Origin of the sequence: Pseudofrankia asymbiotica, assembly GCF_001983105.1 — a bacterium.
In the GTDB taxonomy this organism is placed as follows: domain Bacteria; phylum Actinomycetota; class Actinomycetes; order Frankiales; family Frankiaceae; genus Pseudofrankia; species Pseudofrankia asymbiotica.
Map to the genome: position 1 here is coordinate 21114 of NZ_MOMC01000063.1, position 18302 is coordinate 39415.

General features: G+C 72.8%; 8 protein-coding genes. 3 read left to right on the top strand and 5 right to left on the bottom strand.

Annotated features, from left to right (window positions below; all coding sequences use genetic code 11):
* Nucleotides 1-27: 27 nt before the first annotated feature.
* The gene (locus BL253_RS40565) at nucleotides 28-3042 is read left to right on the top strand and encodes an ATP-binding cassette domain-containing protein (RefSeq protein WP_076820436.1); all 3015 of its coding nucleotides are present in this window, start codon (nucleotides 28-30) and stop codon (nucleotides 3040-3042) included.
* A gap of 28 nt (nucleotides 3043-3070) precedes the next feature.
* On the opposite strand, the gene BL253_RS28735 is transcribed toward BL253_RS40565, so the two are convergent.
* The 5 genes from BL253_RS28735 to purL form a co-directional block, all read right to left on the bottom strand.
* On the bottom strand, nucleotides 3071-5140 hold the full coding sequence (locus BL253_RS28735; protein ID WP_076820437.1) for a SpoIIE family protein phosphatase: 2070 nt from the start codon (nucleotides 5138-5140) through the stop codon (nucleotides 3071-3073).
* A gap of 177 nt (nucleotides 5141-5317) precedes the next feature.
* Entirely contained in the window at nucleotides 5318-7000 is a 1683-nt protein-coding gene (locus tag BL253_RS28740; RefSeq protein ID WP_076820438.1) for a GntT/GntP/DsdX family permease, read from the bottom strand.
* Nucleotides 6997-7602 (bottom strand): gluconokinase, encoded by a 606-nt coding sequence (locus BL253_RS28745; RefSeq protein WP_076820473.1) that lies wholly within the window; start codon nucleotides 7600-7602, stop codon nucleotides 6997-6999. Before BL253_RS28745 ends, BL253_RS28740 begins: the two co-directional genes overlap by 4 nt.
* Nucleotides 7603-7900: 298 nt before the next feature.
* Nucleotides 7901-9046, bottom strand: a complete 1146-nt coding sequence (locus BL253_RS28750; protein ID WP_076820439.1) for a hypothetical protein — start codon at nucleotides 9044-9046, stop codon at nucleotides 7901-7903.
* A 177-nt stretch (nucleotides 9047-9223) separates the two neighbouring features.
* Complete coding sequence (purL, locus tag BL253_RS28755; protein WP_076820440.1) at nucleotides 9224-13168, bottom strand: phosphoribosylformylglycinamidine synthase; 3945 nt, start codon at nucleotides 13166-13168, stop codon at nucleotides 9224-9226.
* A 672-nt stretch (nucleotides 13169-13840) separates the two neighbouring features.
* Between purL and BL253_RS28760 the strand changes: the two genes are divergently transcribed.
* Together BL253_RS28760 and BL253_RS28765 are read left to right on the top strand one after the other, a co-directional pair.
* Nucleotides 13841-15208 carry a hypothetical protein gene (locus BL253_RS28760; RefSeq protein WP_076820441.1) on the top strand — a complete coding sequence of 456 codons (1368 nt, stop codon included), beginning with the start codon at nucleotides 13841-13843 and terminating at the stop codon, nucleotides 15206-15208.
* Between the two features lie 411 nt (nucleotides 15209-15619).
* Nucleotides 15620-18247 carry a protein kinase domain-containing protein gene (locus BL253_RS28765; RefSeq protein ID WP_076820442.1) on the top strand — a complete coding sequence of 876 codons (2628 nt, stop codon included), beginning with the start codon at nucleotides 15620-15622 and terminating at the stop codon, nucleotides 18245-18247.
* The last annotated feature ends 55 nt before the right edge of the window (nucleotides 18248-18302 follow it).

Here is an 18302-nt window from a genome sequence, read left to right on the forward strand (position 1 = left end):
CGTCCTATCGTGGCGGGAAGGGCGGGCGTGGCTGCTGGGCTGAAAGTCCACTACGGCACAGGCGTCGTCAATGTGCCCCCGGACCGGCCGTTCGTGATCGGTCGGTCCAACGAGTCCGACCTGACTGTGCGCGACGGGCGGGTGTCGCGGCGGCACCTGATGATCGAACCGTCCGAGGGCGGCTGGGCCGCGGTGGACATCAGCACCAACGGCTCCTGGTCCGAGGGCCGCCGGATGCCCCGCCGCGTCCAGCTGCCGCGGACGGCCGAACTCAACCTCGGCGCGGCGGACGGCCCGCGGATCACGCTGGTGCACGACGGGGCGACCGGCACGGCGCCGGCTCACGCCGCCGCTCCGGGCCAGCCGGCCGAACGCCGGCCAGCGCCCGCCCAGCCAACCCCGGCCCAGGCCGCCGCTCCCGGCCAGCCGGCCGCCCGCCAGCCAGTGGACCAGCCAGCGCCCGCCCAGTCGCTGCCGGGCCGGCCGTCGTCTGGTCAGGCCGCGCCGGCTCAAGCCGCACCAGGTGCGGCGCCGCCGGCACCGGCACCGGTCCAGCAGATGCCGAGCCAGCAGCAGTCCGCGCCAGGCGCGCCGGCACCCGTCCGCCCTGCCGCCAAGGCGCGGCCGGCGGAGTCCAGCGACGCGGTCCTGCCCGTCCCGTTCCCGGGCGCCGCTCCACCCGCCGCCGTCCAGGGACCCGGTGTCGTGCTGGAACCCCACGTCGCGTGGGCGCACAAGGAGGCCGCCGTTCCCGCCGAGGCATCGGGCGGTGCCGACGTGCTCGGGACGGACGAGCACTACCAGATGCCGACCCTGAACATGGGAGACCGCTGGCCGGGGACCGGCCCGTTGCTCCCGCCCGGTGCCCAGGAGGGCTCGCCCGGACGCCCGCCGACGGCACCCGGCGCCGACGGGCGCGCCCACCCGCTGCGCCCGGGGCGGATGGGAATCGGGCGGGCGCTGACCAACGACATCGTCGTCGGCGACCTGCTGGCCTCCCGGGAGCACGCCGAGCTGTTCGTCGGCCGCAGCGGCCTGCAGGTCGTCGACCTCGGCTCGGCGAACGGCACGTTCGTCAACGGCCAGCGGATCGACCGCCGGGTGCTGGCCCTCGGCGACACGGTCGGGATCGGGCATCACCTCTTCCGCGTCACCGAGACACAGCTGGTCGAGTACCTCGACTCGGGCGACGTCACCTTCGAGGTCGAGGGCCTCTCGGTCGACATCGGCGACACCCGGCTGCTGCACGACGTGACCTTCCAGCTGCCCGGCCGCGCGCTGCTCGCCGTCATCGGCCCCAGCGGCGCGGGCAAGTCGACGCTGCTGAACGCGCTCACTGGTTTCCGCCCGGCGGACGTCGGCAGCGTCCGCTACACCGGCCGGGACCTGTACGACGAGTACGACGAGCTGCGCCGCCGGATCGGCTACGTACCGCAGGACGACATCCTGCACACCGCCCTCACCGTCCGGCAGGCCCTCGAGTACGGTGCCGAGCTGCGCTTTCCCGCCGAGACCACCAGGGAGGAGCGCAGGGCACGCGTCGACGCGGTTCTTCATGAGCTCGGCCTCACCGGCAGCGGTGACCTCGGGCTCGATCTGTTTCTCGGTCCGGAATACGCGGATGGGCAGCCGGGCGGACCGGCGGCCGTCAGCGGAAACGGAAACGGCGCCGACGCTGGCGGTAACGGCGGCGGCAATGGCAACGGCGGCCGGGCGAAGGGGCACGCCGTCGACCTCGTCGACCGGCAGGTCTCGACGCTGTCGGGCGGCCAGCGCAAGCGCACCAGCGTCGCCCTGGAGCTGCTCACCCAGCCGACCCTGCTCTACCTCGACGAACCGACTTCCGGGCTGGACCCCGGCCTGGACTACGAGGTGATGGAGTCGCTGCGACGGCTCGCCGACGGCGGCCGAACCGTCGTCGTCGTCACCCACAGCGTCGCCCAACTCGAACTCTGCGACTACGTCCTCGTCCTCGCCAAAGGCGGCCACGTCGCCTACTTCGGCCCACCACAACACGCCCTGTCGTTCCTGGGTGCGGCCAGCTGGTCGCAGGCCTTCCGCGTCCTGCGGTCCGACCGCGGCGCGGCCGTGCTCGCGCGTCGGTACCGTGAGTCGGAATACCACGTCAAGGCGACCAGGGTGCCGACCGCGCGGCCGGCACCACCGCCGCTGCCCGGTATCCGCCAGCAGTCCGTGCTGTCACAGATGCTCACGCTGTCCCGCCGCTACCTGCGGGTCATCGTCTCCGACCGGTCCTACCTGCGGCTGCTCATCGCCTATCCGTTCGTGCTCGGCCTGATCCCGCGGATCATCGACTTCCCACGAAAACTCGTCATGCTGCACCCGGGCGAGCCGAACCGGAACGCCCCGCTCGTGCTGCTGGTGCTCGTCCTGTGCGGGATCTTCATGGGCGCGTCCAGCTCGGTACGCGAGATCGTCAAGGAACGCGAGATCTACCGCCGAGAACGCGCCATCGGTCTGTCCACCATCGCGTATCTCGGCTCCAAGGTCTGCGTCCTGACGGTCGTCATCGCGGCGCAGAGCGTCGCGTTCACTGTGGCGGGCGTCGCCTGGCGCACCCCGCCCACGGGCGTGTTCTCGGACTTCCCGCTGCTGGAGATGATGCTGGTGGTCGCCGTCGCGGCGGTCACGTCGGCGATGATGGGCCTGGTGGTCTCGGCGCTGGTCGACAACGCCGACAAGACGATGCCGCTGCTCGTGCTGATAACGATGTCGCAGCTGGTGTTCACCGGCGCCTTCCTCCCGGTGAAGGGCAAGATCGGGCTCGAGCAGATCAGCGACCTCACGCCCGCCCGGTGGGGATATGCCGCGGTCGGCTCGGTCGTGGACATCATCCGCATCCAGATGATCGGCGACCCCAAGGCCAACCCCGGCACCGTCGCGGACCCGATCTGGCGGCACAGCTCCTCGGTCTACTTCACCGACCTCGCGGGCATGGCCGGCATCGCCGTGCTGAGCATCATCGTCACCGGCCTCCTCCTGCGCCGCCTCGATCCCCGCGTCACCCGCCGCCGCCRCTGAGGCCACAGCCGAACCGTTACCGCCGGGCTCAGCTCGTGGCGACGATGAGCAGGCACAGGTCGTCCTCACGCTCCGGCGGGGCGATCGCGCGCAGGATGTAGTCGCAGAGGTGGCCAGGATCCTCAGGAGGCCGCAGCCCGGCCTCGGCGGCCACGGCGAGCGCCGCCAGCTGATCGGTCAGCGACCGGCCCCGGCGCTCGACCAGGCCGTCGCTGTAGAGCAGGAGCCCCGCTCCCGGCGGGAGCCGCACGCTGCTCTGACCGTAGGCGGCGGAGGCGTCGACGCCGAGGATCGGGCCGTGCACGTCCTCCAGGTACCGCGTCGTCCCGACTCCTTTCGCCTCGTTCGCCGCGGGTTCGGCGCCGAGGAGAAGCGGTGGCGGGTGCCCGGCGCAGGACCAGGTCAGCCAGCCGGTCGCGGGGTCCAGCTGGGCGACGACGGCGGTCGCGAGCGCCTCGTCCGGCCGTTCGCCGAGGTTGGCCGACAGCTGGGTGGTGATGTCCGCCGGTGGCTGCAGCTGCAGCGCGTAGGCCCGGGCGGCGTGCCGCAGCTCGGCCATGGTCGAGACCGCCAGCAGGCCGTGGCCACCGACGTCGCCGACCACGAGGCTGACCGTTCCGTTGGAGAGCACGGTCGCGTCGTACCAGTCGCCGCCGATCCCGATGTCGCGGGCGGCCGGCAGGTAGCGGGCGGCCAGTCGGACGTGGTCAAGGTCGGGAAGCGTCCGCGGCAGGACGGCGCGCTGCAGCGACTCGACGGTGGACATCTGCCGTTCGTAGAGGCGGGCCCGTTCGATCGCCTGGGCGAACGGGCCGACGAGGGTGAGCATGAAACGGCGCTCGTCCTCGTCGAAGACCCGCGGCGTCGGCCAGCCCAGCAGTATCACGCCGATCGGGCGCCCGGACACGATCAGCGGCAGGGTGGCCATCGCGTCAATGCTCATCGCGTCGACGTTCGGCGCCCGGTCCGGGAACTCGCGCAGGTAGCCCGCCCGGCTCTCGTCGAACCGAGGCTGGCCGGTACGCAGCACCTGGGCGGTGGACGCCGGGCCGAAATCGGGCATCCGCGCCCAGGCCCGGGTGAGAAAGTCCGAGTGCGGCCGGGTGATGACCCGTGGTGGGCCTTCATCCTCCAGCAGCACGACGCCGGTGAAGTGCACGCCGAGGTTGGACGTGCTCGTCCGGGCGGCGACGTCACACAGCTCGTCCACCGTCAGGGCCTGGCCGAGCTCGACCGTGACGTCGAGCAGCTGCCGGCCCCGGCGCAGGGCGGACGACAGCGACCCGATCAGCTCCGCCCGCTCGGCGTCGGCGCGGTGGCGCGCGTCGGCGTTGCGCATCGTGACTACCAGGCCGTCGGGGATCGTGAACATGCGTACCGCCCACCACATGCCGACCGGGTCGGTCTCCTCGATCTCCAGGACCGTGGCCGAGCTCGGCCCCTCCGGCATGGCCGGGTCGGCGCGGCGGCGCCGCAGCTCCGCCACCTGGTCGCGGATCGGGGACAGGAGCACGTCCGCGGCGGGCCGGCCGACGATGTCCTGACGGGCCAGGCCGAACTGCCGCACCGCCTCGATGTTCGCGTAGACGATCGTGTCGTCCTCGTCGAGCACGAGCACGATGTCGCTCACGTGGTCGAGCGCCCGGGCGACCCGTTCCCGCACCGTGCGCGCCGAGGTCCGTTCGGTCGTGAAACCGATGACGCGCAGCGTGCCGTCCGCCGCGTCGACGAGGATGCCGGCGCGGGTCTGCACCCAGGTCACCGCGCCATCCGGGTGTATCACCCGGTACTCCTCCAGAAAGGTGCTCCTGGTGCGTAGCGCGACCTCTCGAGCACGCAGAACCGTCGCCCGCTCGTCGGGATGCACCCTCGCCACGAGGTCGTCCATCGAGATCGGCCCCGCGTCCCTGTCCAGGCCGAGCAGCCGGGCGGCGGCGCGGTCGACGAGCACGCGCCCGCTGGCGACCTCCCAGTCCCACAGCCCGATCCCGACACCCGACACAGCCCGGTACAGCCGGGCGGCGTCCAGCTCGACGGTGTCCCAGCCGACGGCACCCTGGCCCGCCTGGAACGTCCGCGTGTCCGGCCCTTCGTCCATCGCAGCCCATGTACCCGGCGCATCGCCGCGCAAGCGGTCGGTAGTCGCCGTCCGCCGCGCAGCCGCCGCGCGGCCGCGGCCCAGCACTGGCTCCGCGCGCCCCCTTCCGCCGTGTCGCCGACCGGCACGCGGAGCCACACCCAGGTTTGAGGGTGGTCGCGTCAGGTGACCGTTTGGTCAGGTGACCGCGTAGAGGAGGGCGACGAAGCCGAAGCCGACGGCGGAGACCAGGGTCTCCATGACCGACCAGGTCTTGATGGTCTGCTGGACGGTGAGGCCGAACAGCTCCTTGACGAGCCAGAAGCCGGCGTCGTTGACGTGGGAGAAGAACAGCGAGCCGGTGCCGATCGCGAGCGCGACCAGGGCGGCGTGGGTGGGGCTCAGGCCCACGGCCAGCGGCGCGACGATGCCCGCCGCGGTGACCGTGGCGACGGTCGCCGAACCGGTCGCGAGCCGCAGCGCGACCGCGACGAGGTACCCCAGGATCAGCACCGAGATATGGGCGCTGTTGGCCCACTTCGCGACCGTGTCGCCGACGCCGGCGCCGATGAGTGACTGCTTGAAGCCGCCGCCCGCGCCGACGATGAGGATCACCGCGGCGACCGGGCCCACGCTGGCACCGATCTTGGACGACAGGTCCTTGCCGTTGAACCCGACCGCGTAGCCGAAGGTCACCATCGCGAGCAGCACGGCAAGGGTCAGCGCGGCCAGCGGCTCGCCGATGAAGTCGAACACCATCCGCGCCTGGGACGGGTTCTTGGCGTCCGTGTCGATGATGTCCGCGAGCGCCTTGCCCAGCATGAGCGCGACGGGGAACAGGATCGTCGCGAGCGTCACCCCGAACGACGGCTGCCGGTGGGTCTCGGGCGCGGGCGCGGGCGCGCTCGCCGTCTCGGCCGCGGACCTGGAGGTCGGCCCGGCGGTCGGCCCAGCCTCCGGCGTGGCGGACGGCACGCCGGACGCCGCGGTGGCCGTCGATGTGGTCGTGGTCGTCTCGGTCGAGGCGGACGCGGGTGCGGCGGACGCGGGTGCGGCGGACGCGGGTGCGGCGGACGCGGGTGCGGCGGACGCGGGTGCGGCGGACGCGGTGGCGGGCGTCGCGGCTGGCTGCCTCGGCGCCGGGAGCCTCGCGGGCGCGACCGCGTCGTCGGTGTCGACGCCGCCGGCGGCGGCCGGCGGCCCGACCGGCACCCAGCGGGCCGCGAGCAGGGAGAACAGCGGGCCGCAGATCACGACGGTGGGCACGGCGACCGCGACGCCGAGCGCGAGCGTCGTACCCAGCTCGGCGTTGACGGCCGAGATCGCGAGCAGCGGCCCGGGGTGCGGCGGGACCAGCCCGTGCAGGGCGGAGAGGCCGGCGAGCGCGGGGATCGCCACCCGCATCAGCTTCAACCCGGACCGCTGGGTGACCAGCACGATGACGGGCAGCAGGAGCACGAGCCCGATCTCGAAGAACATCGGCAGCCCAATGATCACCGCGACCAGGGCCATCATCCACGGGATCGCGCGGCCGGAGGCACGGGCGAGCAGCGTGTCGATCACACGGTTGGCGCCGCCGGAGTCGGCGAGCAGCTTGCCGAGCATCGCGCCCAGCGCGATGAGCAGCCCGACCTCCTGCAGGGTGCTGCCGACACCCGTCTCGAAGTTCTTGATCACGCTGTCGAGTCCGACGCCGCCGGCGAGGCCGACGAAGGCCGAGCCGAGGACGAGCGCCAGGAACGGGTGCAGCTTCGCCCAGACGATCAGGGCGACGATCAGGCCGATGCCGATGAGCGCGACGACGATCAGGCGGGTGTCGTGGCTGTCCCAGGCGGTCTTCTCGGCGGCCTGGCCCGCGGCTGTCAGGATGGTGGCGTTCACCGGCCCACCGCCGGCCGCCAGGAGCCCGCATCGGCGAGGCCGAGCTTGTCGACGATCGTCTGGGCTATGACCGCCGGCGCCGGGCCGAGGTCGACCGTGAGCGCGTTCTCGTCCGGGCCCGGCTCCTCGAGGGTCGAGAACTGCGAGTCGAGCAGGCCGGCGGGCATGAAGTGGCCGTGTCGGGCCGCCAGCCGGTGTCCGATGGCCTCACGGGATCCGCGCAGGTAGACGAACACCTCGGCGCCGCCGCCCGCACCGGCGATGACCTCGGCGTCCGCGGCGAGCCCCGAGCCCGCGACCGCGTCGCCGCGCAGCGCGTCGCGGTAACTGCGCCGCAGCGCCGAGCAGGTGATGACGCCCGGCTCGCCGGCGTCGATCCGCTCGTGGATCCAGGACCGCACCGCGGCGAGCCACGGCCAGCGGTCGGCGTCGGTCAGGGGATTCCCGGCCGCCATCTTCTTGATGTTCGCGGCCGGATGCAGATCGTCACCCTCCGCGAAAGGCCAGCCGAGCCCGGCGGCCAGCAGCGCGGCCACCGTGGATTTGCCGCTGCCTGACACACCCATCAGCACAAGGACAGGGGGCCGCGATCTCGCGGTCATGACGCCTCCGAACACGACGACTTCGAACAGCTGAACCGACGGCGCCAGCGCCCCGACGGCTGCCTGGCGACCGCCCATGACCCGTTGACCAGGCCGGCACATCCAGCGGGGGACCGGTGAGGCAGTCGGCGCGGTGCGTGGCTGATTGACCACCGATTGACGCGGACAGGTCGAGGTGACGGATGAGCGGCCTGACAAAAGGGTTTATGGGTTGGCCTCGCCACGATTTCCGGGAAAGCCCGTGCTCAAACCGTTCAGGTCGCTTGGCGTCGAGAAACAGCGCGTCAGGCAGGCCCGGTCAGGCGGGCCCGGCACCCGCCGTGGGGGAAGGCGCGGCCCCAGGCGTGCCGCCGGGCAGGCCGAAGCCACGGCCGACGTCGGGGCGGCGCAGCTTCCAGATCAGGCCGTCGTAGAACAGGTGCAGCCCGCCGGCGACGAGCACGAACAGCGTGAAGTACGGGTAGCCGACCGAGGTCAGGCCGGCCAGGACCGCGCCGATGCCCGCCAGGTAGACGGCCAGGAAGCCGGTGCGGCCGGCCCTGGACCGCACCACCGCTGAGACGGGCCCGGTGCGCAGATCCGCGTCCGCGGAATCGGGGACCGGTGCGGGTGCGCCGGGCTTGGCCCGAGGCCGGTAACGGCCCTCCAGGTGGTGGTGGACGATCAGGAAGTACTCGGCCGCGTGCGCGCCGACGTAGGCGACGAAGCCGAGCAGCGGGTTGACGGCGATGAGCGCGATCAGCGCGAGGGTCGAGCCTACATAGATCCACTTCGCCGGGTTGGCGGTGGCGTGGCGGCGCTCGGCGAGGACCCAGCGCGCGAGCGCGACCAGCGCGAACAACGCGGCGACCGGCAGCAGGACGCGGGCGACGGGCGCCGCGTCGGTGAGCAGGTCCAGGGCGCGCCGGTTGGAGCCGCCCAGGTCGACGGTGGCGATCTTGTCCGCGGTCCCGTCGGCGGCGGCCGCGGCGAGGACGGCGGTCACCAGGGCGCTGTACAGCACCGCGCGTTCGAGCTTGCCGTGGCTGTCGCCCGCCTTGCGGCCGTAGATCCGGGTGAGGCCGTAGCGCTGCTGCAGGGTGTGCACGGCGTTCCACGTCGCCGCGACGACGGCGAGGAGCGCCAGGCTGACGTACATCCCGAACAGCACCAGTCCGGCGAGGACGAACGGGCTGACGACGAACACGGCCCGCCGGGTGGCGAACTGCCGGCGGTCGCCGTAGACCAGCAGGAGCGTCAGCGGCTGGTGCATGACCGAGAACATCAGCGTCGCCGCGACCAGCCAGCGCACGGCCGGCGCGTCGCCGGAGACCGCCCACGCGGCGAGCGCGAACGGCACCCACAGCGCCGCGACGGTCAGGTCGTAGCCAGGCGACCGGATCCAGCGCGGCCGTCGGGAGACGGGCAGCCGGGGGGCGACCTGCGMGGTCGTCACGGCCGTCACGGCCGCGCTCCAACGACGAACAGCGCCATGAACGACGGCGCGGAGCAGTGCATCAGGCCGACCTCCCGTGCGGAAGCGACGCTTCGCTAGGGCCTACTTGTAGCTATGACCTGCTTATAGCTAACAACGGCCCCGTCGTCCACGGACGACAAACCGCGGGAACGGCGCCCGGCCCGGTTAGCCGAGCCAGGCGCGGGCGTTCTGGAAGAGGCGCAGCCACGGGCCGTGCTCGCCCGGGGGACCCGACTGATCGCGAAGCGATCTGCCGGGAGTACGGCCGCCCGCCCCGCCGGCATCGACAGGCAGCCAGGAACGCTGCTGGGTCAGGAACGCGCGCTCCGGGTGCGGCATCATCAGCGTCACCCGGCCGTCGTCGGAGGTGAGGGCGGCGACGGCGCCCGCGGTGCCGTTCGGGTTGGCCGGGTAGTCCTGTGTCGGCTTGCCATGGTTGTCGACGTAGCGGGCGACGACCGCGCCAGGGCCGGACGGGCCGAACTCCATCCGGCCCTCCGCGTGCGCGACGGGCACGGCGAGCACCGAGCCCGCCATGCCGGCGAGCAGCACCGACGGCGAGTCCTCGATGAGCACGCTCGACACCCGGGCCTCGAACCGCTCGGACGCGTTCGGCAGCAACGCCGGCCAGCCCGTCGCCCCGGGGATGAGCGAGCCGAGGCCCGCGACCATCTGGCAGCCGTTGCAGACGCCGAGCGTCAGCGTGTCCGGCCGGTGGAAGAACGCGCGGAAGGCGGCGGCGAGCTCGGCGTGCGCGAGGATCGACTTCGCCCAGCCGGCGCCCGCGCCGAGCACGTCGCCGTAGGAGAAGCCGCCGCAGGCGGCGAGCACCGAGAAGCCGTCCAGCGTCACCCGCCCGGTGAGCAGGTCGGTCATGTGGACGTCGAACGCGTCGAAGCCGGCGGCGTCGAACGCCGCGGCCATCTCCACCTGGCCGTTGACGCCCTCGTCGCGCACCACGGCGACCCGCGGCCTGGTCGGGTATGCCGGGCGCGCGAGGGCGAAGGTGAACCGCTCCGACACACCGGGGTCGTCGTCGTCCAGGATCGCGTCGAACTCCTGGTCGGCCGCGTCCGGGTTGTCGCGCAGGCGCTGGATCAGGTAGCTGGTCGTCGCCCAGGTGCGCTCCAGCTCGGCCCGGCCGCGGTCGAGGACCATGGCGCCGCCGTCGCGCAGGACGACGCGCTGACGCCGGGTCACCCCGCCGAGCACGTGCACGTTCCCGGCGCCGACCGCCGCGGCGAGGCCCGCCACCACGCGCCCCACCGCCCCGCCCGCGACCTGCAGGACGGCGCCCAGCTCCTCGTTGAACAGCTTGCCGAGCAGGGTCCCGGGTAGCGCCGCCACGTCGACGTCGACGCCCGCCCTGCCGGCGAACGCCATCTCGGCGAGGGTCGTGAGCAGGCCGCCGTCGGACCGGTCGTGGTAGGCGAGAACGGCGGGGTCGCGGACCAGCGACCGGGTGGCGGCGAAGAAGGCCCGCAGCCGGGCCGCGTCCGCGTCCGGGACGGCGGCGGCGTCGCCGGCCCGGCCGTAGGCCAGGGCGAGCGCCGAGCCGCCGAGCCGGGCCTGGCCGCCGGACAGGTCGACGAACACCAGCGAGCTGGCCTCGTCCCGCGCGAGCGCCGGGGTGAGCACCCGGGAGACGTCGGCGACCGGCGCCGCGGCGGTGATGATCAGCGACACCGGCGAGGTGACCGCCGCCTCGCCGTCGCCGTCCGACCAGACGGTGCGCATGCTCGTCGAGTCCTTGCCGACCGGGATCGGCACGCCGAGCGCCGGGCAGAACTCCTCCCCCAGCGCGTGGACCGCGTCGAACAGCGCGGCCTGCTGGTCGTCTACCTGGACGGCCGCCATCCAGTTGGCCGACAGCGCCACGTCCGACAGGTCGGCGACGGCGGCGCCGGCGACGTTGGTGACCGCCTCGCCGACGGCCATCCGGGCCGCCGCCGGCGCGCTCACCGTGGCCAGGGGGGTGCGCTCGCCCATCGCGAGCGCCTCGCCGGTGCGGCTGCCGTACGCGGAGGCGGTGACGGCGAGGTCGCTGACCGGGACCTGCCACGGGCCGACCAGCTGGTCGCGCACGGTGTGGCCGCCGACGGTGCGGTCGCCGATCGTGATGAGGAACTTCTTGCTGCCCACGGCCGGGACCCGCAGGACACGGTCGACGGCCTCGGCGACGTCGATGCCGGTCTCGTCGAACGTCGCCGCGGCGACGGGGCGGCTGTGCGCCTCGCGGGTCTGCCGGGACGCCTCGCCGAACAGCAGCGACATCGGGACGTCGACGGGCGCGCAGTCGAACCGCTGGTCGCCCACGACGAGCCGCGGCTCGTCGGTCACCCTGCCGACGACGGCGAACGGGCAGCGCTCGCGCTCGCAGAGCTCGCGGAACGCGTCCAGGTCAGCGGCGGCGATCCCGAGGACGTAGCGTTCCTGCGCCTCGTTGCACCAGATCTCCAGGCTCGACATGCCGGCGTCGGCGTTCGGCAGGTCGCGCAGCTCGAAGACGGCGCCCCGGCCCGCGTCGTGGACCAGCTCCGGTAGCGCGTTCGACCAGCCGCCGGCACCGACGTCGTGGATGGAGATGATCGGGTTGGCGTCGCCGCGCGCCCAGCAGGCGTTGATGACCTCCTGGGCGCGCCGCTGCATCTCGGCGTTGCCGCGCTGCACGGAGGCGAAGTCGAGGTCCTCGTCGCCGGCGCCGGTCTGCACGCTGGAGGCCGCGCCGCCGCCGAGACCGATGAGCATCGCCGGGCCGCCGAGGACGATGACCAGGTCACCGGGCTCGAGCCGGTTCTTGAGCACCAGCGCGTCGCGGACGTTGCCGACCCCGCCCGCGATCATGATCGGCTTGTGGTAGCCCCAGCGGCCGCCCGGGCCGCCTTCCGTCTCGTGCGCGCGGAAGTAGCCGACAAGGTTCGGCCGGCCGAACTCGTTGTTGTAGCCGGCGGCGCCGAGCGGCGCCTCGATCATGATCTCCAGGGGGGAGGAGATGCGGCCGGGGCGCCGCTCCGGGCCCTCCCAGGGCAGTTCCTCCCCGGGGATGCGCAGGTTGGAGACGGTGTAGCCGGCCAGGCCCATCTTGGGGGTGGCGCCGCGGCCGGTGGCGCCCTCGTCGCGGATCTCGCCGCCGACGCCCGTCGCCGAGCCGGGGCCGGGCGCGATCGCCGTGGGGTGGTTGTGCGTCTCGACCTTCACGAGAATGTGCGCGGATTCCTCGTGCCGCCGGTACTCGTGCGTCTCGGGGTCGGGAAAGAACCAGGGGGTGACGGCGCCGCGCAGCACGGCGGAGTTGTCGGAGTAGGCCGACAGCACGTTCTCGCCGGACTTCTCGTGCGTGTTTTTGATCATCGAGAAGAGGCTCTTCGGGCGCGGCTCGCCGTCGATCACCCAGCTCGCGTTGAAGACCTTGTGCCGGCAGTGCTCGCTGTTGACCTGCGCGAACATCATCAGCTCGACGTCGGTCGGGTTGCGCCCGAGCCCGCGGTACTGCTCGGTGAGATAGGCCATGTCCTCCGAGGTGAGCGCGAGGCCGAACTCCCGGTTCGCCTCCTCGAGCGCGGCGAGGCCCGCGCCGAGCAGGTCGACGTCGGCCTGCGGCCGGGGCCGCCCCGCCGCGAACAGCGCGCCGGCGGCCTCGAGGGAGCCCGCCACGATCTCGGTCATCCGGTCGTGCAGCAGCGGCGCGACAGCGCTCTCGTCGAGCGCGCCGGGGCCGTACAGGTAGTAGACGGTGCCCCGCTCGACCCGGCGGACCGCGGCGAGCCCCGCGGCGGCGGCGATGTCCGACGCCTTCGACGACCACGGCGAGATGGTCCCCAGGCGGGGCAGCACGACCAGGGTCCGGGCGGCGCCAGCCCGCTCTCCCGTGAACGGCTCACCGTAGGTGAGCAGACCCCGCAGCCGCGTCTCGTCCTCGGCCGTGAGCCCGTCGCCCGCGCCGTTCCCGCCGGTGCCCTCGGCGATCCCGCCAACGCCCTCGGCGAGGTCCACGAAGTGCACGTACTCGGCGGCCACGTCCGCGACGGCCGGCTCGACGGCTCGCAGCCGGGCGAGCAACCGTCGCCGACCGGGACCAGTGAGCGCCGCGATGTCCGCGTAGGTCTTCATATCCGCCGTTCGTCGAGGGTTGCCCGGCTGTGTCGTCACACCCAGCCGTGTCATCACACTCAGCCGTGTCGTCACACATCGCGCTGGCCTGCCACCCGCGGCGTCGCGGAGGACCCCGCGGCCATCCATCCTACCCAGCGCTCCCACCAGGCCATCTTCTTGATCGTCTACCTGGATGGCGGCACGCTCCAGGCGGACGGGCCAGCTCCAGCCAGCGCGGGCGACCCCAGGCGGTGGTTCTGACGCGGATCCTGTCGCGACCACCCATCGCGTTCCCGACCGGCCCGCGGCGCGGGAGGCCGATCACAAGAGTCGAGTACGCGATGTTCGCCTGGTCACGGCGCCGCGGCCGGCCCACGAGCGACCGGTGGCCGTTTCCATGGCGACCGAACAGCCATCGTGAGCCGCGCTTTCCTGAAATGTTGTTTTCCCGTTGCCAGAACAGCTCCGATGGATTTGAGACGCGCCTGTCGCAACACGTTTCGCGCTACACGCCAGGACCAGCGCGCGGTGATGGTGAACGCTATCCTGACCAGAAACGAGGGTCGGCGGTACCGCGCACCTCGGACGTGGCATTCTTCATCCGTACGAAACTTCTGCCGGCGCCGATGGGCGCCGCGCACGCGGACCGCGCCACGCGAGAGCCAGCGGCCTGGTCGCATAGGGGGCAGGATGAGCGAGACCCGGTCCGAGGCCACGGCGATCGTGGACGCCGCCGCCGCGGATGCCGACTCCGCTTCCACAGGTCAGGACGCCGTCCAGGAGACGCCTGGCCCCACGGACGCGGCCAGTCCTTCTGGCGATGGCGACGAAGCTCCGACGCGCAGCGAGGACTCGGCCACCGACCTGTCCGGGCTGGAGCCGATCGAGCCGATCGACGCGCCGGTCGAGCCGATCGGCGGGACGCACGACGGTGGGTCCCCCCCGGCCATCACCAGGTGGCGCCGCCCGCGTCGCGGCACCGCACGGTCCGCGTCCGGCCGGTCGACGCGCCTCGTCGTGCCGATGCCGGCGATCACAGCGCTTGTCGTGCTGGTGGTACTGGCCGGTGTCACGGTTCCCGTCGCCCTGCGCGCCACTCACCGGAACGCCTTCCTGACGTCGAGCGAAACCGGCGTCACCGATGACGGCGTGACCGTGGGAGCTTCGCCGGGCCAGGCCGCCAACGCCGCGGGAGGCTCTCCGGTCAGCGTGGTCCCGCTGTCCGAGGACGCGGCCGGCGGGCCGGCCGCCGTCCCAGGGCAGGGCTCCGCGCAGCCCGGCCAGGACCAGTCAGGCGCTGGGACCGGCGCCGGAGGACACAGCACCTCACCGTCCGGTGGAGGCACGCGTCAGACGGGCGGTCCGGGTACCCAGCAGTCCGGCAACGGTGGCGGCTCGGGCGTGGGTGCCGATCCCCAGAGCGACGCCAATGTTCCGGCGCCGCAGGTGCCGGGCGCGCCGGGGATCGAGGCCCGCCCGGTGTCGGGCGGTGTCGAGGTGACGATCACCGCGCCGGCGGGCGGCGGGGCCGCGACGAACTACGTCGTCACGGCCGCCCCTGGCGGCACCGCATCGCTGTCAGCTCCGGGCACGGTCACCATTCGCGTCGACGGCTGCGCGCGGACGACCGTCAGCGCACGCGCCGACAATGCCGCCGGCACGTCGGCCGCGGCCAGTCGCACGCTCGATGCCTGCGTCGCGCCCTCCGTGCCTCGCGACGTCACCCTGATCAAGCAGCCACCGCAGGCGAGCGATCCCACCGGGCACAACCTGGTGACCTGGACCTCTCCGGCGGAGACGGGCGGTACGGGTGTGGCGGTCGACTACATCGTCCGGGTCTACATATCGAAGGAGAACGTCGTCTCCGTGAGCAGCTACGCGGTGACGGGTACCAGCTATCTGCGGAGCAACGCGTCCGGACGCGACCCGTACGTCAAGATCACCGTCGCGGCACGCAATCCCGCCGGCCAGAGCGCCGAGGTGGTCGTCTACCGCGGCAGCGGCCCCACGGACGACACCCCCGTGACGCCCCTGACTCCGAACCCGTCCGAAGTCTGAGATACCGAACGCCCGGTCCGTTGTGATCACCCAGGACCGGCGCCGCTGTCGCGGAGCCAGCGCGGACCGGGACCGTCACCGGCCCGGTGGCGGCCGCCGGCGGCCGTCGACCTGAACACGGGTGAAAACCCGTCTCGGGTTGCCGTTTTCTTGGATTGTTGTCGCCGTGTTGCCATCATGGTCATGAACGCCTCATGGTGCGCCAATCGTGCGCCATTCCGTGCTGCACACTGAACACTGAAACCCGGGCGCGCCAGGACGCGGAGAGCATCCTGGCCGGAGACGGGGCGACGGGGGTCGTGTTTGYCGGACGCCGCATTCTTCGTCCGAAAACGTACTTCGCCAGTGCCGGTGGCAGCGCGCGCAGGAGGCGCCACATGGAGCCGGCGGTCTGGTTACACGGGGGGCACGATGAACGAGATCCAGTCCGAAGCCGCGACAAGCACGGACGCCGCCGCGGGTGTCAGCGCCACCGCGGGCGCGGACGCCGTCAAGACGGATGCCGCCTCCGTCAAGACGGTTTCCGCCTCCGCGAAGGGGGAAACCGCCGACACGGGCGAGGTCCTGTCAGGCACGGTTCCCGAGAAGGCAGCCGCCGCGGCGGCGGAACCAGTCCCCGCGGACAGCGCCGGTCCTGCCGTCGACAGCGCCGAGGCCCCCGCCGAGCCCGGGTTTCCGCTGCGCGGCGGGGATCCGGAGCTGATTGGCGGGTACCGCGTTCTACGGCTGCTCGGCGAGGGCGGAATGGGGTCCGTCTTCCTGGCCGAGTCGCCCGAGGGACGCCGGGTCGCGGTGAAGGTGATCCGTTCCGACTACGCGCGGGTGCCGGAGTTCCGAGCCCGGTTCGGCCGGGAGACGACACACGTCCGGCAGGTGGCGAAGTTCTGCACCGCCGAGGTGGTCGACGCCGACCCGGACGCGGAACTCCCCTATCTCGTCACCGAGTTCATCCCCGGGCCGACGCTGGGCGAGGCCATCGCCGCGGGCGGCCCGCTCGCCGAAGGCGACCTGGCGCGCCTCGGCGTCGGCATGGCCGCGGCCCTGACCGCGATCCACGCCGCCGGCATCGCGCACCGCGACCTCAAGCCGTCGAACGTGCTGCTCGGGGCGTCGGGCCCGCGCGTCATCGACTTCGGCATCGCCTCGGCACTCGGCGCGACGACGATGGTCAGCCAGGACATCGCCCGGATCGGCACACCCGCCTACATGGCCCCCGAGCAGATCCGCGGCGGCAATGTGGGAGCGGCCGCCGACATCTTCGCGTGGGCCGGCGTGATGCTCCACGCCGCCACCGGCCGGCCCCCGTTCGGCGAGGCCGAGCCGCTCGCACTGCTCTACCGGGTCATCCATGACGACCCGGACCTGACCGGCGTGCCGGACGGCATCGTCGACGTGGTGCGTCAGGCGTTCCGCAAGAACCCCGACGAACGCCCCACCGCGACCGGCCTGCTGCTGCGCCTGCTCGGCGGCCCGGAACCCATGGCCGACCAGCGCCCGGCCGTAGCCCGCGCCCTCGACGGCTGGCGCGCCGGCACCGCGGGCGCCGGCACCGCGGGCGGCGTCGGCGTCGGCGTCGGCGTCGGCGTCGGCGTCGGCGTCGGCCAGAGCGTGGCCGGCTCTGGTGACACCGCGACGGCGATGGGCGCCGACTCCTCCGCGGCCGCGCCTGGGGCCATACATCTGACGAAGACCGCGACGGGTCCGCGGGCCGCGCTGCAGCCGGTCTCGGCCGGCGCGCCGGCCGCCGTCGGCACGGGCGCGACCATGTCCGACTATCCGACGTTGTTCGCCGGGTCCGCGGCGTCCGGCACCGCTGGCATGTCTGGCGCCGCGGCGCCGAGCGACGATCCGGCCGGCGACCTGTCCGGACTGGAGTCGGTCATCACGCCGTCCGACGGTGGAAAGTCGCCGTCGCTCACAGGACGGCGTGGGTCGCGCATCCTGCCAGGCCGGAAGACCACCCGGCGGACGGACCGGTCGAAGCGCCTGACGCCGGCAATCGTCGCGCTCGTCGCGATGGTGGCACTGGCCGGCGTCACCGTCCCGCTCGCCCTGCGCGCCGCCGACCGCCACACCTACCTGACGTCCGGCGGGCAGGACCTCACCGGCGGCGCGACCGTGGAGGCGCCGCCAGGCAAGGACGGGAACGTCGGGGGCGGCGCGGGAACTACCGGAGGCGGCGACCTGTCGTCGCCGGTTGGTGTGGGCGCGGTCGGCCCCGCCGGGCGAGGCCAGGTGCGCTCGGGCCCAGGCCGGCCGGCCGGCGGGACCACCTCGGGCCAAGGCGGCGGCTCGTCCTCGGGCGGAGGCACGGGCCAGCCAGACGGCTCAGGACAGCCGAACGGCGTCCAGCCGGCCGGCGGGACCACGGGCGGCACGAGCACCGGTCCGCAGGGCAATCCGCAGGGCAATGGCCCCACGCTGCAACCGCCCGGCACCCCGGGGATGCGAGTCGTGTCGGTGTCCGGCGGTGTGCAGGTGACGATCACGGCGCCCACCAGCGGCGGCGCGCCGACGACCTATGCCGTCACCGCCGACCCAGGCGGCACTAAGTCGCTGTCGTCCCCTGGGACAGTCACCATCCAGGTCGACGGTTGTGCCCAGACGACCGTTAGGGCCAGTGCCAGCAACGCCGCTGGCCCGTCCCCGACCGCGACGTCAACCGCCATCGGCTGCATCGACCCATCAGCACCGCGCAACATTTCGTGCACCCGCGRCACAGATGGCAGCTTCTCCATGAGTTGGAGCCCACCCACGGAAACGGGTGGCCCATCTGTGGTCGTCGACTACGTCATAGGGATCTACTACATGGACTCCGGCTACCCGGTAGCAGCTACCAATGGCCAGTTCATTGCCACTGGTACCAGCTACAAAGGCTGGGCCAACAATCCTCACGCCTTGCTGTCCAGGATAACAATTGCCACCCGTAACCCCGCGGGCCGAAGCGGAGAGATCACAGCCTGCAAGGGCGACCCGTCCCCGCTGCCAGGCCCCGAGTCTTCCGCGTCATCCTCAGCCTCGACGGCGGCCAAGACCTGACGACCGGTCCGATAGATGGCTGCCGGTAGCTATCTATCGGACCAGCACCACCTGG